The sequence below is a fragment of the Amphibiibacter pelophylacis genome, assembly GCF_037688875.1.
Classification (GTDB): domain Bacteria; phylum Pseudomonadota; class Gammaproteobacteria; order Burkholderiales; family Burkholderiaceae_C; genus Amphibiibacter; species Amphibiibacter pelophylacis.
The window spans coordinates 107,395-123,317 of the sequence record NZ_JAWDIE010000008.1; the positions used below are offsets into that span (position 1 = coordinate 107,395).

The 15,923-nt window shown below is 67.3% G+C and carries 17 protein-coding genes and 2 tRNA genes; 7 read left to right on the top strand and 12 right to left on the bottom strand.

The annotated features are described in order from the left end of the window. Positions 1 to 14 precede the first annotated feature (14 nt). The 10 genes from RV045_RS06895 to RV045_RS06940 all read right to left on the bottom strand — a co-directional run bounded on the left by RV045_RS06895 (position 15) and on the right by RV045_RS06940 (position 8,294). Positions 15 to 575, bottom strand: a complete 561-nt coding sequence (locus RV045_RS06895; RefSeq protein WP_423235037.1) for a cytochrome b — start codon at positions 573 to 575, stop codon at positions 15 to 17. A 24-nt stretch (positions 576 to 599) separates the two neighbouring features. Continuing rightward, a complete protein-coding gene (locus RV045_RS06900; protein ID WP_423235038.1) occupies positions 600 to 1,067 on the bottom strand; it encodes a hypothetical protein in 468 nt (155 codons plus the stop codon). A 35-nt stretch (positions 1,068 to 1,102) separates the two neighbouring features. Further along, entirely contained in the window at positions 1,103 to 1,885 is a 783-nt protein-coding gene (locus RV045_RS06905) for a COG4705 family protein (RefSeq protein ID WP_423235039.1), read from the bottom strand. Then, positions 1,882 to 2,460 (bottom strand): undecaprenyl-diphosphatase, encoded by a 579-nt coding sequence (locus RV045_RS06910; protein ID WP_423235040.1) that lies wholly within the window; start codon positions 2,458 to 2,460, stop codon positions 1,882 to 1,884. The genes RV045_RS06905 and RV045_RS06910 overlap by 4 nt, the downstream gene beginning before the upstream one ends. A 56-nt stretch (positions 2,461 to 2,516) precedes the next feature. Then, positions 2,517 to 2,852: a PepSY domain-containing protein gene (locus tag RV045_RS06915; protein ID WP_423235041.1), complete on the bottom strand. Its 336-nt coding sequence runs from the start codon at positions 2,850 to 2,852 to the stop codon at positions 2,517 to 2,519. 132 nt (positions 2,853 to 2,984) lie between these two features. After that, positions 2,985 to 3,063: transfer RNA gene (locus RV045_RS06920), tRNA-Ile, on the bottom strand. A 41-nt stretch (positions 3,064 to 3,104) separates the two neighbouring features. Then, complete coding sequence (locus RV045_RS06925; RefSeq protein WP_423235042.1) at positions 3,105 to 4,760, bottom strand: methyl-accepting chemotaxis protein; 1,656 nt, start codon at positions 4,758 to 4,760, stop codon at positions 3,105 to 3,107. A 48-nt stretch (positions 4,761 to 4,808) separates the two neighbouring features. Further along, positions 4,809 to 7,043 (bottom strand): chemotaxis protein CheA, encoded by a 2,235-nt coding sequence (locus RV045_RS06930; RefSeq protein ID WP_423235043.1) that lies wholly within the window; start codon positions 7,041 to 7,043, stop codon positions 4,809 to 4,811. Between the two features lie 128 nt (positions 7,044 to 7,171). Next, positions 7,172 to 7,534 (bottom strand): response regulator, encoded by a 363-nt coding sequence (locus RV045_RS06935; RefSeq protein ID WP_423235044.1) that lies wholly within the window; start codon positions 7,532 to 7,534, stop codon positions 7,172 to 7,174. Between the two features lie 58 nt (positions 7,535 to 7,592). Beyond that, positions 7,593 to 8,294: a hypothetical protein gene (locus tag RV045_RS06940; protein ID WP_423235045.1), complete on the bottom strand. Its 702-nt coding sequence runs from the start codon at positions 8,292 to 8,294 to the stop codon at positions 7,593 to 7,595. Between the two features lie 175 nt (positions 8,295 to 8,469). Here RV045_RS06940 and RV045_RS06945 point away from each other — a divergent pair, with 175 nt between their 5' ends. The 3 genes from RV045_RS06945 (at position 8,470) to RV045_RS06955 (ending at position 10,645) form a co-directional block, all read left to right on the top strand. Next, the gene (locus tag RV045_RS06945) at positions 8,470 to 9,636 is read left to right on the top strand and encodes an ATP-binding response regulator (RefSeq protein ID WP_423235046.1); all 1,167 of its coding nucleotides are present in this window, start codon (positions 8,470 to 8,472) and stop codon (positions 9,634 to 9,636) included. 71 nt (positions 9,637 to 9,707) lie between these two features. After that, entirely contained in the window at positions 9,708 to 10,346 is a 639-nt protein-coding gene (locus tag RV045_RS06950; protein WP_423235047.1) for a response regulator, read from the top strand. A gap of 8 nt (positions 10,347 to 10,354) precedes the next feature. After that, entirely contained in the window at positions 10,355 to 10,645 is a 291-nt protein-coding gene (locus RV045_RS06955; RefSeq protein WP_423235048.1) for a hypothetical protein, read from the top strand. A 7-nt stretch (positions 10,646 to 10,652) separates the two neighbouring features. Here the strand turns inward: RV045_RS06955 and RV045_RS06960 are convergent, their stop codons facing one another. Next, on the bottom strand, positions 10,653 to 11,867 hold the full coding sequence (locus tag RV045_RS06960; protein WP_423235049.1) for a PLP-dependent transferase: 1,215 nt from the start codon (positions 11,865 to 11,867) through the stop codon (positions 10,653 to 10,655). Between the two features lie 76 nt (positions 11,868 to 11,943). Between RV045_RS06960 and RV045_RS06965 the strand changes: the two genes are divergently transcribed. The 3 genes from RV045_RS06965 to RV045_RS06975 are packed head-to-tail and all read left to right on the top strand — an operon-like array spanning position 11,944 to position 15,268. After that, complete coding sequence (locus tag RV045_RS06965) at positions 11,944 to 13,773, top strand: tetratricopeptide repeat protein (RefSeq protein WP_423235050.1); 1,830 nt, start codon at positions 11,944 to 11,946, stop codon at positions 13,771 to 13,773. After that, positions 13,770 to 14,354 (top strand): lipoprotein insertase outer membrane protein LolB, encoded by a 585-nt coding sequence (locus RV045_RS06970; RefSeq protein ID WP_423235051.1) that lies wholly within the window; start codon positions 13,770 to 13,772, stop codon positions 14,352 to 14,354. The genes RV045_RS06965 and RV045_RS06970 overlap by 4 nt, the downstream gene beginning before the upstream one ends. A 38-nt stretch (positions 14,355 to 14,392) precedes the next feature. Then, positions 14,393 to 15,268, top strand: coding sequence for a 4-(cytidine 5'-diphospho)-2-C-methyl-D-erythritol kinase (locus RV045_RS06975; RefSeq protein WP_423235082.1), 876 nt, complete (start codon positions 14,393 to 14,395; stop codon positions 15,266 to 15,268). 102 nt (positions 15,269 to 15,370) lie between these two features. Here RV045_RS06975 and RV045_RS06980 read toward each other — a convergent pair whose 3' ends face one another. Continuing rightward, on the bottom strand, positions 15,371 to 15,622 hold the full coding sequence (locus tag RV045_RS06980) for a hypothetical protein (RefSeq protein ID WP_423235052.1): 252 nt from the start codon (positions 15,620 to 15,622) through the stop codon (positions 15,371 to 15,373). 107 nt (positions 15,623 to 15,729) lie between these two features. Here RV045_RS06980 and RV045_RS06985 point away from each other — a divergent pair. Further along, positions 15,730 to 15,806: transfer RNA gene (locus RV045_RS06985), tRNA-Gln, on the top strand. Positions 15,807 to 15,923 lie beyond the last annotated feature (117 nt).

Here is a 15,923-nt window from a genome sequence, read left to right on the forward strand (position 1 = left end):
CAAGTCGCGGCATGTTACGGCAGCATGGCGCGCAGCACGCCATCCTTGAGCACGGTATGGTGGAAAATCGCCGCCGTAGCATGTGCTCCCGCCAGCCAGACGATGGCATCACCCAGCAGCTTGTGAACATGACCCCAGTCCAGAATACTGACCAGAGGCGATGCAGTAAAAGTCGGCCAGGCGCTGAAGCTGATCCCGCCCAGAAGCGTCAGGGGATTGGCCTCCGTGCTCAAGGCCAGCAGCGCTGTCAAGGGCAGGGTCAGTAGCAGACTCCACAAGGCGACGTGCACCAGACGGGAAATCCGTCGCAGGGTTGGCGGCATTGGAAACTCCGGGGTCCTGGGCCTCACTGCCACCCAGACGAGTCGCAGCAGCGTGAGCGTAAAAATCGTCATGCCCAGCGACTCGTGCCAGACAATATCCAGCCGGGTACCCGGGTCTTTGCCATAAGCGATGAGATGGCCAAAATCACCCGGGCCCAGCGTGAAAGTAATCAGCACAAGAAGGGCAGTCGCCCAGTGAAAAGCCTGACTCGTCCGGTCATACCGGGTGTGGCGGGAAAGGGTTAATTTCATTGTCTATTTCATTGAAAAGCCGCTTCAGGCTTTGCCATTGAGGGCGTCGAAAGTTTTCAGCAGACGCGCCATCGCGGCCTTGCAGTCTGCCGGGTTCGGTGTATCGGCGCGCAGCGCAGTCAATGCTTTGTCGATGGCTTTGTCCAGCTGATGCCAATCGTCGGCCGCACGGGGCTTGAGCCCTGCCTCAGCCGAATCCCAGGCGACTTCGAGGTTTTTGATCCGTGCCGTTGCTGCGGGCAGGTCGCCTTTGTTCACGAGGGCGGCCACGTCTGAGGCGATGCTGTGAAAGCTTGACAGGTCACCCAGCCTGGAGGCCGTTTGGCCCGGGGCTGGCGTGGCGTTCTGGGCCAGAGTGCTGGCCGGTGCGCTGACAGTTACGCCGGGTGTTGCACTCGCGCTGCTGTGATCGGCTGGTTTGGAGCAGCCGCTGGCGAATAAAACCAAAAGCACGACGGCAACCGAATGGGCGATCGAGTATTTTGCGGACATGTTGTTTCCTTTTTTCCGGGTTTGAGAGCAGAACCTTATTGGGTGATCTGTGCAGAGCGGCGTCCCTTCATCGCGATCTGCGCGAGGGCCACCAGAATGACGATGACCGTGAGGAACAGCGCGCTGGTCCAGAGGGCCCCCATACCCAGGCCGCCATAGGTTTTGTCCTGCGTCAGCAGATCGCCCAGCGCAGCCCCAAAGGGCCGGGTCAGGATGTAGGCCATCCAGAAAGTCAGGACGGCGTTGCCGCCCATGCGCCAGGCCAGGCCGGTGAGGCCAATCAGGGCGCCAAAGGCGACTGCACCCCAAGTGAAGCCCAGACCCAGGGCCTCAGTGGCCAGGTCGCCAGCCGCAGTGCCCAGCGCAAACGTGCACAGGATGGCGGCCCAGTAGAACAGCTCCCGGCGGGGTGTCACGATGTCGTGGATGGACAGAGTGCGTTCGACGCGGTGCCAGATCAGGAAAATCACGGCCAGTGCCACGGCAAATGCTGAGGTGCTGAAGTACAGGCTGACGCCCAGACCATCGGTCAGGAGGTCGGTGATCTGGGTGCCGACCACGCTGACCAGGACCACCGTCAGCCAGTAGATCCAGGGCGTATATCGCCGTGTTCGCAGCTGCACAAAGAGTGCCGTCGCGAGCAGGGCCGCCATGACGGTTCGCGTGAAACCCTGCCCCAGACCGGCGTTGACCGCCAGGAAATCAGCGCCTGTCTCGCCCACCGTGGTGGACATGATCTTGATGATCCAGAACGACAGGGCGACTTGCGGGACTTTGTTGAGCCAGCCCGGTGCATGGCTTCTGGAGAGTGTGTTCATGGTGTTTTCCTGTCAAAAATCCGGCGATGAATGCCGGTGGCGAATTGGTAAAGCGGTTCCAGATACCAGCGTGCTCCGTACAGCGCCAGCCACGCACTGAGCGCGCCCACCGCGAGGGCTCCAAGCATGTCGAAAGGGAAGTGCACGCCCAGATAAATGCGCGCCCAGGCGATGGGGAGGCCCAGCAGACTCAAGACCACTCCGGCCCTTCGTGGACCGCGTTGCAGCACGAGGCTGAAAGCAGCGGACCACCAGAGCGTCAGGTGATCGCTTGGGAAAGACGAATCGGCAACATGAGGAATAAGGGTGTGGCCCAGGCCGATCATGAAGGGCCGGGGATGCGGCCAGACCAGCCCGATGAGCTGGTTAACGAGCAGGCCCAGCAGGCCCGATGCGGCAGCAGCGAGCACGGTCCTGCGTGTTGACTCGCCGCCTCTGAGCCACCCGATGCCGATCAGCAGTGGCACTGTCCAGATGAGCTGTTCAGCCAGGAAGATGGCCACAGCAAGAGTCAGCGCACCAGGATGTTTCGGGGCATTGAGCCAGAGAAAAATGGTGTGGTTGAGTGATTCCATGAGGGCTCCGGGCCAGACAGCTCCCGAAGAGGGCTGTCTGGCGATTCGGTCGGAAATCAGTCTTTCTTATCCTGATCATCATCGCGATCCGCCGTGTCCGCTGCCGACGAGATCACCGTGCCCTTGGCGGCATCAACCCGCACATCAAAAACCTGGGCTCCGCTGACGACCTCAACGTCATAAACCCAGCCTTGTTTTGAGTTCTCATATTCCGCCTTTGAGGCTTTGCCTTTGACATGCTGTTCGGCAATGGCCACCGCTTGGGCCAGTGGCACCTGGGCCTGAAGCACAGCGGCAGCATCGTTCTCGGTGGAGCCTTTGGCGGCGTAGGCCGCGGCGCTGCCAGTCGCCAGCAGGATGGCCAGCAGAGACAGGGTGGTTTTGCGTGTCATGTATCTTCTCCGTGAAAGTGCAGGAATTGGCACATAACGGAAGATACGCAGGCTGACTTAGCTCAGACTGAGCCATCGCGCAGCCACAAAAAAGCCAACCCCGCAGGGTTGGCTTTCTGGTTTTTGGCCGTCTGGTGGGCCCCCCGGGAGTCGAACCCGGCACCAACGGATTATGAGTCCGCTGCTCTAACCAAGCATGAGCTAGAGGCCCGAAGCCGTCATTCTAGCGTGGCGGCTGGGGGCTGAGTGGCGTCAGGCGGTGGCGTAGGCGGCGCGGTCGCGGGCCTGGTTGATGACGGCGTGGGCGACGTCGGCGGGGGCGGTGTGGGCGCCGAAATCTGACGCACTGCCGCCCTGGGTGCGGAAGTGCGAGACCAGCTCTTTGAGGCGGCGGGCCTGTTCGCTCAGGCTCTCGGCGGCGGCGGCGCTCTGCTCGACCAGCGCGGCGTTCTGCTGCGTCATCTGGTCCAGCTGCAGCACGGTGTCGTTGATGCCGACGATCTGCTGGCTCTGGCTGCTGGAGGTGTCGGAGATTTCCGCAATGATGCCGCCCACGCGCTCGACCGAAGCGACGATTTCGTTCATGGTCGTGCCTGCGCCCTGCACCAGGCGCGAGCCGGTCTGCACGCGCTCGACCGATTCACCGATCAGCGCCTTGATCTCGCGGGCCGCGCCTGCGCTGCGCTGCGCCAGGCTGCGCACTTCGGCGGCGACCACGGCAAAGCCCCGGCCCTGTTCGCCCGCACGGGCGGCTTCCACGGCGGCATTCAGCGCCAGGATGTTGGTCTGGAAGGCGATACCGTCGATCACGCCGATGATGTCGCTGATGCGGCGGCTGCTGGCGTCGATGTCGGTCATGGTGGTCACCACCTGCGCCACCACGCTGCCGCCCTGAGCGGCGGTGGTGCTGGCCTGTCCGGCCAGCTCGCGGGCCTGCTGCGCCGAGTTGGCGGTGTGCTGCACGACCTGCGTCAGGGTGCTGACCGAGCTGGCGGTGGACTGCAGCTGCGAGGCGGCTTCTTCGGTGCGCGTGGCCAGGTCGCTGTTGCCGACGGCGACTTCGCTGGAAGCGTTGTCGATGGATTCGGCCGACTGGCGGATCTGCTGCACGATGCCCGACAGCGACTGCTGCATGTCGTGCAGCGCGCGCATCAGCTCGGCGGGCTCGTCACGGCCTTCCAGCTGGACGGGGGTGTTGAGCTGGCCTTGGGCGATTTTCTGCGTCAGCTCGGTGGCGCGGCGCAGCGGCTGGACGATGGAGCGCGAGTTGATCAGCGTGGTCGGCACCACAATCAGCAGGGCGAGCACAGTCAGGGCCAGATACAGCGTCTGCGTGATGTCGCTGCTGCTGTGCATCAGCACCAGGTGTTCGTCGGCAGCGGCGGCGACCGACTGGGTCAGGGCGTCCAGACCTTTCTCGGCGGTGGCGAACTGCTTTTTGGCGTCCGACAGCGCGCTGTTGGCCGACTGCGGCGTGGCGAAGCGGCCGTCCTGGGCGCCTTGGATCACGTCTTTCGCCAGGGACACGTAGCTGTTGAGACTGGCGCCGATCTCACGGGCGGCCTGCACGGTGGCGGGCGTGGGCGACTGCTCTAGCGCTGCCAGCGTTTCGGCCACCTTCGCCTGGTTTTTCTGCCAGGTGCCCAGGTATTTGGCTTGGCCCTGGGCGTTGCCGATGTTCAGCAGGAGATCCTTCTCGTCACGGCGCAGCTGCAGCATGCCGCTGTTGAGATCGCCCGCAAGGCGCGCTTCCTTGAAGTGCTCGCCGACGAACTCTCCCGCCAGCGTGTTCATGCGCGACATGCCGATCAGGGCGACGCCGCCCAGCCCCAGCAGCACAATGCCGACGATGATGACCGCGCCTGTCATGCGCAAGCGCACCGAAAAATGCCTGAACCACTGAACCATGAAATACCCCAGAAATAATGGATGTGTTGTGTTTTGCGAGAACCGGAATCAGTGGCGGCTGCGCCGGATCAGCGAGCCCACGTCCAGAATCAGAGCGACATGGCCGTCGCCCATGATGGTGGCGCCCGAAATGTCGGGCACCTTGCGGTAGTTGGCCTCCAGGTTCTTGACCACCACCTGCTGCTGGCCCAGCAGTTCGTCGACGATCATCGCCAGGCGCGCTCCGTCCGATTCGACGACCACCATGATGTTGGGGCGGTTCTCTTCTTCGCGCGGCACGGCGAAGACCTGTTCCAGCTCCAGCACGGGCATGTACTCTTCGCGCACCTGCACCACGCGGCCGGTGCCGCCCACGGTGTGCATCTGGTCGGGCTGGACCAGGAAGGATTCCACCACCGAGGACAGCGGCAGGATGTAGGATTCGCGCCCCACGCGCACGCTCATGCCGTCCATGATGGCCAGCGTCAGCGGCAGGCGCACCTTGACGCTCATGCCAAAGCCTTCGGCGGATTCGATCTCCACCGTGCCGCCCATGCTGGTGATGTTTTTCTTGACCACGTCCATGCCCACGCCCCGGCCCGACACGTCGGTGACCTGGTCGGCGGTGGAAAAGCCCGGCGCGAAGATCAGGTTCCAGACCTCGGAATCGCTCAGGCTGTCCGGGGCGTCCAGGCCGCGCTCGCGCGCCTTGCTGATCAGCTTGTTGCGGTTGAGCCCGCGCCCGTCGTCGCGCACTTCGATGACGATGCTGCCGCCCTGGTGCGAGGCTGCTAGCGTGATCGTGCCGGTTTCGGGCTTGCCGGCCTTCAGGCGGTCGGCGGGCAGCTCCAGCCCGTGGTCGCAGCTGTTGCGCACCAGGTGGGTGAGCGGATCGGTGATTTTCTCGACCAGGCCTTTGTCCAGCTCGGTGGCTTCGCCCTGGGTGACCATTTCGACTTTTTTGCCCAGCTTGGCCGCCAGATCGCGCAGCATGCGCGGGAAGCGGTTGAAGACCATGGACATCGGAATCATGCGGATCGACATCACGGCCTCCTGCAGATCGCGCGTGTTGCGGTCCAGATCGGCCAGGCCGGCGGCCATCTGCTGGTACAGCGCCGGATCAATGTGGCGGCTGTTCTGCGCCAGCATGGCCTGCGTGATGACCAGTTCGCCCACCAGGTTGATGAGCTGATCGACTTTTTCCACCGACACGCGCAGCGTGGAATCGCCCGTGGCGCCGGCCGGTTTGGCGGCCGGTTTGACGGCGGCCGGTGCGGCCGCAGCGGGCGCTGCTGCAGCAGGCGCCGGGGCAGCCGCCGCTGCGGGGGCTGAGCCCGGGGCGCCGGGCGCGTCGTCAAAAAAGCCGAAGCCTTCGTCGCCCGTGGCCGCGGGTGCGGGGGCTGGCGCGGCGGGGGGCGTGGGCGTGAGGCTGGGGGCGCCGGGCGCGCCTTCGTGGAAACCGTAACCGCTGGAGAGCGGCTCCAGCTTCATGCGGTCGCGGTCGATGTGGAAGCTGAACAGGTCGATCAGGTCGCCGTCGCTGCTGGTCGTGGTGACGCGGTAGCGGCGGATGCCGTCGGCGTGGCGACCGCCGTCCAGCGGCTCGAAAGTGCCCAGATCGGCGATCTCCTGGAAGAGCTCGGCCAGGCTGTCGGCGGTATCCGGGTTTTCCAGCGGGCCGACGGTGAGTTCCAGCAGGCGGATGGGCAGGCCGGTGGCGATCAGGTTGGCGGGAACGCTGGCCAGCGCTTCAAGCTGCCAGCCCTCGGGATTGGGGTGGGTCTGGGGGCACAGGTGCGCGCCGTCCGGAATGGCGGGTGCCGCAGCCGTTGCGGCTGGCAGGGGCTTGGGCGCCAGTTCAGGCGACACGGGCTGCGTGGGCATGGCGGCGGTCATCTTCCCGGCGGCCATGGCCTTGATGCGTTCGCGCAGATCGCTGGTGTCCACCTCGTCGATGGCGGCGCCCTGGCGGCGGGCCAGCATGGCCTTGAGCGCATCGCCCGAGGACAGCAGCACGTCCACCATGGCCGGATCGGGCGCCAGCTCGTGGCGGCGCAGCTTGTCCAGCAGGGTTTCCATTTCGTGCGTCAGCGCCGCGACTTCGGAAAAGCCAAACGTCGCCGAGCCGCCCTTGACCGAGTGCGCGCAGCGGAAAATGGCGTTCAGGGTTTCGTCGTCGGCGCTGGTGATGTCCAGCCCCAGGAGCATCTGCTCCATGTTTTCCAGGTTCTCACCGGCTTCCTCGAAGAAAACCTGGTAGAACTGGGTGAGGTCCATCCCGGACGCGCTGTTGTCTGTGCTCATGTCTGACTGCTCCACGGGACGAAAGGCGCCCCCTGACACGGATCACGGCCTGGCCACCGGTCGGGGCCACAGCCGCTCTGTTGCAAAAAAATCGGCGAAGGCGCCCACCGCGTGGGGCCCGCCCGGGGTCAGCGCAGCACGCGCCCGATCACGTCGATCAGCTTGGCCGGGTCAAACGGTTTGACCAGCCAGCCTGTCGCGCCCGCCGCCTTGCCCGCCTGCTTCATCTGGTCGCCCGATTCGGTCGTCAGGATCAGGATGGGCGTGGCCTTGAACTTGGGGTGCTCACGCAGCTTTTTCGTCAGGCCAATGCCGTCCAGGCGCGGCATGTTCTGGTCGGTGAGAACCAGATCGAAATCCTGCTGGCTGGCTTTCTCGTAGGCTTCCTGGCCGTCCACGGCCTGCGTCACGTCGTAGCCGGCGTTCTTCAGGGTGAAAGAGACCATCTGGCGCATGGAAGCCGAGTCGTCTACGGCAAGTATGGTGGGCATGTTAGCTCCGGGGACAGGGTCGCGGGTTGAATGAAATGGGACGGTGGACAGGGCCGGTTCAGAACAGCTCGACGCTGCCCGCGTCCATCTCGTCCTGGGTGACGGGGTTGGGACGCATCGGCGGGTCTTCGACGTAAGCGGCTTCGGCGGGCTCGTCGCCGTCGCCACTCATGATGTCGCGGGCGATGCGGTCGGCCGAGCTGCGCAGGCGGTTGCAGGCGTGTTCGATGAGCTGGTTGGCCATGTCCTGAAACTGCAGCGCGGTCACGATGCGCAGCATCAGCGCCTCGGCGCGTTCGCGGTCGCTCTGGCGCTGGCTGGGGTCGCCGCTGCGGCGACGCTCTTCCACGGCCTCGACCACCGGGGCCAGCGCCGGATCATCGGCCAGCGCTTCGGGCAGGCCGAACTGCGATTCGGCGAAATCGCTGTGGCGGAAGGGTGAATCGCTGCGCGCCGCCGGGGCAGCGTCCGGAGCGCTTTCCCGCGTGCGGCGGCGCTCCTGGCCACCGGGCGGTGCGCCCCCGCCCTGGCGGCGGAACATCATGGTCGACAGCTCGTGGAAATTGTCCATCAGCGTCGCCCCCGCATCGGCCAGCAGCGTGCGCAGCCGGTCCATGTCGTGGTGGACGATGAGCAGCTGGTCCTGGACGTCCATGGCGGCCATCAGCGACAGGGCGGGTGACGGCGCCCGCACGGCCCCATCAGCCGGGGCGGACGGCGCTGCAGGCTCGGGCGGCGGCGGAAAAGGCGTTTGGCTCATGGCGTTGAAGGCGAAGGACGGGTGAGACTGCATCTTCGGCCGAACCGATGCCGGTATTGAGCGAAAGATGGCCGAAAATCGCCAGCATTTCGTCTTCCACCCGCCCCAGGCCTTGTGACACCCTTGCTGCCTGAGATTGACCGGACCTGCCCTGCGGCCCACGGCCGCGCCCTCCATGACCGAAACGCCTGCGTCCCTGACGGCGCGCCCGCAACTGCGGGTGCTGCACCTGGAAGATTCCGAGCTCGACCACGCCCTGGTCGCGGCCCACCTGCGCCGCTGCGCGCAGGCGGTCGAGGTGCTGCGCGTGGACACCGAAGCCACCTTCCTGGCGGCGCTGTCCGAAGCGCGCGGCTGGGACATCATCATTTCGGATTACAACCTGCCGGGCTTTTCCGGCCTGCGCGCGCTGCAGATCGTGCGTGCCAGCAGCCTGCCGGGCGTGGCCGAGCTGCCGTTTGTCATCGTCTCGGGCGAGATTGGCGAAGACCTGGCCGTGCAAGCCATGCGCCACGGCGCCAACGACTACATCCTCAAGGGCAGCATGACGCGGCTGGCGCCAGCCGTCGATCAGGTGCTGCAGGCCAACGACGAGCGCCGCGCGCGCCAGCGCGCCGATGCGGCGCTGAACGCCTCGCGCCAGCGCGTCGCCGAGCTGGCCCAGCATCTGCAGACCAGCGTGGACCAGGAGCGCGCCGCCATCGCCCGCGAGATTCACGATGATGTCGGCGGCGCGCTGACCGCGCTGCGTTTCGATCTGGCCTGGCTGCAGCGCCACTGCAGCGGCGACGCCGTGCAGGCGCGCCTGACGGCCGCGCTGGACACCCTGGGCCAGGCGCTGCAGGCCAGCAAACGCATCATGTACAACCTGCACCCGGCCATCCTGGATCAGGGCCTTGTGCCCGCGCTGCAGTGGATGGTGGCCAACTTCAGCGAACGCACCGGCATCCGCGCGCAGTTCAGCAGTAACCGCGAACAGCTGCAGCTGCCCGCCGGGGTGCCGCTGGTGGTCTACCGCACCGCGCAGGAGTGCCTGACCAACATCACCAAGCACGCGCAGGCCAGCCAGGTCACGCTGGACCTGATGGTCAGCGAGGGCGTGCTGTCCATGGAAGTCAGCGACAACGGGCGCGGCCTGTCCAGCGACGATCTGGGCAAATCGGCCAGCTTTGGCCTGCGCGGCCTGCGCGAGCGCGCCCACCGTGTGGGCGGCTGGGTGGATGTCTCCAGCGCGGGACGGGGCACGACGGTGATCGTCTCGATTCCGCTGGACGGCGGTGCGGCGGCTGGCGCAGCCGGGGCGGACACGGACAGCGACGACGCCCCGGACGCTGCGGCCTGATCCGCAAGCCGGCTGCGGGGCATCCAGGGGCGCGGCCTACAATCGGGCTTCTGTCCCAGGCGGAGAACGACATGATTTCGGTGCTGCTGTGCGACGACCACGCGCTGATCCGGCGCGGCATCCGCGACACCCTGGCCGAGGCGCCAGACCTGCGCGTCGTCGGCGAAGCGGGCGATTACGGCGAGCTGCGCGCTCTGCTGCGCGAGCACACGCCCGACGTGCTGGTGCTGGACATCCAGATGCCCGGCCGCAGCGGGCTGGACGTGCTGCAGGTGCTGCGCGACGAGGGCTCGCCCATCCGCGTGCTGGTGGTCAGCATGCACCCCGAGGATCAGTACGCGCTGCGCGCGCTCAAGGCGGGCGCCTGGGGCTACGTCAATAAGGGCGACGATCCGCAGCAGCTGGTCGCCGCCGTGCGCAGCGTGGGGCAGGGGCGCAAATACATCTCGCCCGAAGTGGCGCTGATGCTGGCCGAAAACCTCAGCACCCCGCAGAACAGCCTGCCGCACGAGAAGCTCTCCGACCGCGAACTGCAGACCCTGGTCATGATCGCCTCGGGCAAGCGCCTCTCGGACATCGCCGAAGAGCTGGTGCTTTCACCCAAAACCGTCAGCGTCTACCGCGCCCGCGTGCTGGAAAAGCTTGGGCTGACCAACAACTCCGAGCTCACGGTGTACGCCATCCGCAACCATCTGGTGCAGGACAGCTGAGGGCCATCATGCGACTCACCCCCCGCGAGCGCGAGGCGCTCAGACAGTCGGCGCAGACCAGTTTCGGGCCCGACGTGGCGGTCAGCCATTTTGGAGCTGTGACGGCCCTGGAAAAGCTGAGACTTGAGCAGGCCTGGCAGCAGTGCCAGCGCCACCTGCATCATCTGAACCACGCCCTAGCCGCCGTCCAGGCCATGCTGCCTTTGACGGGGGCGAAGCTTGCGGCGCTGGACGACGAGGCGGTGCAGGATTGGGATCAGCTCATCCTCACCCGCTTCACCCCTCTCACCCAGTCCTGATCGTCGTTTACCCCAGCCGCGCCAGCGCCTGCGCCAGGTCCGCCTGCAGGTCGGCAACGTCCTCCAGGCCGATGGCCAGGCGGATCAGCACGCCGCGCCAGGGCAGGGCGTGGCTGCGGGTCTGGCTAAGGTCATAGCGCATGGCCAGGCTCATCGGGCCGCCCCACGAGTAGGCGATGCCAAAAAGCTGCAGTGCGTCGACCAGCGCGTCGGCCTGCCCGGCGCTGTAGCGTTCGTCCAGCGTGAACGAGAAAATCCCCGCCGCCCGATCGCGCACGCCGCACAGCGCCTGCCAGTGTTCGTGGCCCACGCCGCTGGGCAGGGCGGGATGCAGCACGCGCTCGATCTGCGGCTGCTGCGCCAGCCAGCGCGCCAGATGGCGGGCGGCGCGGTCCTGGGCGTCGTAACGCAGCGACATTGTGGGCAGGCTGCGCAGGACAAGTTCCGCGTCGTTGCCGCCCACGCCCACGCCCAGATGCATGTGGGTGCGCTGCAGGCTGCGGTGCAGGGCGTCGTCGCGCGTCACCACCGCGCCCATCAGCACGTCGGCGCCACCGCTGGGGTATTTGGTCATGGCATGGACGCTGACATCGGCGCCCGCTTCGAAGGCGTTGAAGGCCAGGCCCGCGCCCCAGGTGTTGTCCAGCGCGACGATGACACGGCCGTGGCGCGCCTCGTGCGCCCGCGTGGCGGCGACCAGCGCGGGCAGGTCGGGGAACTCCATCGTGATCGACCCGGCAGCTTCCAGCCAGACCACGCGCGTCTGTGGGGTCAGCGCGGCGCTGAAGGCGGCCACGTCCATGGGCTCGTAAACATCGACCCGCACGCCGCGCTCGCGCAGCCAGTGCCAGGCCATGTCGCGGCCGGAGCCGTAGGCGTTGTCGGGAAGCAGAACAGCATCGCCGGGCTTGAGAAAAGTCAGGTTGACCAGCGCGATCGGCATCAGGCCGCTGGGGCACAGGAGCGCGTGCTGCGCACCTTCCAGCTGCGCCATCTGCGCTTCAAGCCGGTAGGTGGTCGGCGTGCCGTGCAGGCCGTAGGTGTAGCTGCTGCGGTCGGTCCAGCGGCGCTGCGCCACCGAGGCCATGTCCGGGAAGAGCACCGAGCAGGCCTTGTGCACCGGCGGCTGGACGGCTTCGAAACCGTCCGGCGGCTGGTAATCCGGGTGGATCAGGCGGGTGGACAGGTCGCGGGGGTGTTCGGGAGTGGAATCAGGGCTCACGGCGGTGTCCCGCAGCGGCGGGCAGAGGGGAAAGGCCTGATCGTACAATGGCCGCGCCACAATGAAGGAGTTCCTGATGCCGATCTGCCCGGGCTCTGGCCCTGCTGCTGCCCCGTTGCGCCACCGCGTCTGGCCCCTGGCTGCGGCCGCCCTGCTGGCCTTGACGACCCATCTGGCGGTGGCGGCGCCCAAAGCGCCCGCCAGCCCCTCGCGCGCCCAGCTGGCCAACGAGGTCTACGACGGCCTGGTCGCCGAAATGGAGAACAGCCTGGGCCAGCCCGGCCAGGGCTTTGACAGCATGCTGCAGGCCGCGCAGCGCAGCGCCGATCCGGATCTGTTCCGCCGCGCGCTGGAGCTGGCGCTGCAAAGCGGCTCGCGCGAACGCTCCCGCCAGGCGCTGCGTGCGTGGCGCACGGTGATGCCCGCCAGCATCGAGGCCATGCAGCGCGACGTGCAGTTCAGCCTGCTGACCGGCCAGCTCTCGGCCGTGGACGCGCCGCTGCGCGACTGGCTGGCCGCCACGCAGGACGGCGACCGCGTCGAGCTGATTCAGGCCCTGCCGCGCCTGCTGGCCGTGGTCCGCGACCGCGCGCAGGCGCAGCAGGAGCTTGAGCGCGTGCTCAAGCCCTATCGCGCGCCCCTGCCCAAAGCGCCCAGCCTGGCGCGGGACATGGCCACGCAGATTCGTGTCGCGTCCGAACTGGCGGTGATCCAGCTGGCGTCTGATCCGCCCAGCAGCGGGCTGCCGGCCGTGCAGGCCATCCACCGCGCCTGGCCCGCCAGCCGCCTGCCCGCCATTGCGGCGCTGGGCATGATGTTCGCCACCCCCGACGCCGAGCCGCTGGTGCGCGAGGTGCTGGCCACGCCCGGACAGGATGATCTGGTGCCGTCGGCCAGCGCCCTGCGCCAGGCCTACGCCAGCGTGCTGGCCCGCCAGAAGCGCTATCCGGCCGCGCTGGAGCAGCTGCAGCAGGCCGCGCAGGCCCAGCCCCCCGGTCAGGCGGGCAGCCGGCCGGTCTGGCTGGCGCTGGCCGCCACCGCGCTGACGGCGCGCCAGTGGGCGCAGGGCGAAAGCGCCGTGCGCCGTTATCTGGATGACAGCGTGGGCTGGAAAGACGCCCTGAGCCCCGAGGACGCCGCGCGCGGCCGCCTGCTGCTGGCCGAGATCCAGCAGGGTCAGGGCCAGCTGCCGCAGGCGCTCAAGACGCTGGACAGCATCAACATTCCCGCGCTGTACGTGCAGGGCGGTCTGCGCCGCGCGTCCATCCTGCTGCAGCAGGGCCAGTGGCCGCAGGCGCGTGCGCTGATCGCTTCGCTGAAAGACGACGCTGCGCCGCCCACTGACAGCGGTGTGGACATCACCGTGCTGCGCGAGCTGCAGGTGCTCACCGACCAGAAACGCTGGACGCTGGCGCTGCAGGTGCTGGATGCTGCGCTGGCGAAGGATCGCAGCGCCGAACTGCTCTATCAGAAGGCCATGGTGCTGGACCGCCTCAAGCGCACGGCCGAAATGGACGTGCTGCTGCAGGAGGCGCTGAAGCTCGATCCGCGCCACACCGGCAGCCAGAATGCGCTGGGCTACGGCTGGGCCGACCGCGGTGTGCGCCTGGACGAGGCCCGCCGCCTGATCACCGCCGCGCTGCAGGCGCAGCCCGACGATCCCTACATCATGGACAGCATGGGCTGGGTCGATTTCCGCCAGGGCCGCGTGGATGATGCGCTGAAAAACCTGCGCGCCGCCTGGCTGCTCAGCCGCGATGCCGAGATCGCTGCGCACCTGGGCGAGGTGCTGTGGCGCAGCGGTCAGCGCGACGAGGCCCGTACCGTCTGGGCCGAAGCGCTGGCGCTGACACCAGACAGCGAGATGATCCGCGAAGTTCTCAAGCGCCTGGGGGCCTCGCTGTGATCCGCCGCCATCTGCTGGCCGCGCTGCTGGCGCCCGTGGTGCTGGGCCTCGCGGCCTGCGCCACGCCGCAGGCGCCGGGCAGTGCGCTGGCCGCGGTGCCCGCCGCCAGCGGCCGCCTGTCGCTGACGGTCGACGATGTTCAGGGCGGTCCACCGCAGAATCTGATCACCGGATTTCGCCTGACCGGTTCGGCCAGCGCGGGCACACTGACGCTGGATGGCGCTCTGGGCACCACGGCGCTCTTCATCCGCTGGGCGCCGGGCAGCGCGCGCCTGGTGCGCGGCGACGGTGTGCGCGATTACGCCAGCCTGGACGATCTCACCCGCGAAGCGCTGGGCGAATCCCTGCCGCTGGCCGCACTGTTCGACTGGCTGCAGGGCCGCCCCAGCCCGCTGGGCCCGTGGCAGGCTGAAGCCGGTCAGGCCAGCCCGCCGCGGGTTTTCAGCCAGCTGGGCTGGCGCGTTGATGCCAGCCAGTTCGCGGCGCAGCGCCTGCTGCAGGCCAGTCGCGCTGCGGGGAACAGCCCTGGCGGGGCCACCCCGGGCGTGCAGATGCGCATCAAGCTGGACGCCGCGCCGTGAGTGCAGCGCTGCCGGTTGCTGGTGCGGATCTGGCCGCGCTGGCCAGCGACCCGAACGCCTGCACGGGCGTTCAGGCGCCCGCCAAAATCAATCTCTTCCTGCACGTGACGGGCCGCCGTGACGACGGGTATCACCTGCTGCAGTCGCTCTTCGTGCCGCTGGACTGGTGCGACACCCTGCACCTGCGCCGCCGCGACGACGGCCTGCTGCGCCGCCACGATCTGGGCCCCGCATTGCCTGACGACGATCTGTGCCTGCGCGCCGCACGCGCTTTTCAGCAGGCCAGCGGCAGCGCTTTTGGCGCCGACATCTGGGTGGACAAGGCGCTGCCCAGCGGCGCAGGCCTGGGCGGCGGCAGCTCGGACGCGGCGGCGGTGCTGCGCACGCTGAACCGTCTCTGGGGCCTGGACTGGCCGCCCGAGCGTCTGGCGGCGCTGGGTCTGACTCTGGGCGCCGACGTGCCCTTTTTCCTGCAGGGCCAGCCGGCCTGGGTGGAAGGCGTGGGCGAGCGCCTGCGTCCGGTGACGATTCAGCCCCGCCGCTTTGTGTTGCTCAAGCCGCCGCAGGGCCTGTCCACGCCACAGGTTTTTCGCGCGCTGCCCGCCAGCTGCCGCACCCCGCCCGTGAGCTGCGAGGCGGTTCTGGCCCACGATGCGGCCGCCGACCTCTGCGACCTGTTTGGTCACAACGACCTGCAGGGACCGGCCGTCGCGCTGGAGCCCCAGGTGCAGCAGGCGCTGGACTGGCTGCAGGCCCAGGGCCTGCGTCCGCGCATGTCCGGATCAGGCAGCACGGTGTTTGCCGTTTTGCCGCCCGCCCACCCGGCGCCTGAGCTGCCCGCGCCGTGGCAGGACGCGGGTTGGCTGCTGCGGGTGTGCGCAATGTGTTCGCCCTACGGTGCCAAACTGGTTTGACAGCATCCTGCGTCCTGTGCGATGCTCATGGCACTCCCGCGAAATCGTTCAGGACGTTGAGAGAAGGGGCCGCAAGGCAGCATGCACTCGTCGCGGGTATCTTCAAGGCCCCCATGGGCCTTTTTTCTTGCGCAGCGTCTCACTGGATGGCGAGCCGTGCTGTTTCGGGGTGTGGCGGACACCGTAGTTGTCCAGGATGCGATGAAAACCGAGCAGGTCAAACCCGGTTTTCAGCAAGATGAGGCCGGTGTGGGTCACGGGTCCCAGGTTCAGCATGACGAGCCGGTCGGGTACACCCCGGGCGGCTTCGGCAAAGGCCCTGATGTCCTCGCGTGATGCAGGCGCCTCATTCATGACGGAATTGTCCGCACAGCTTGTGGCGATGTCGAGGACATCCCCCACGTGAAGGATTGTGCTTGCAATCCCTTTGGCGCGTGCTACAATTCGCGCTTTCCAGCCACAGGGGAGTCGCCAAGCTGGTTAAGGCACCGGATTTTGATTCCGGCATGCGAAGGTTCGAATCCTTCCTCCTCTGCCACTTTTTGCGGCATCAGCGTGTGGCCCTTGGCCTCACGCAGAGCACGCTGGGCAAATCATCGGGCGTAAGCCCTTTTTTTTTGCCTGTCCAGTCCCAGCCGCCCCGATCGCGACGGAG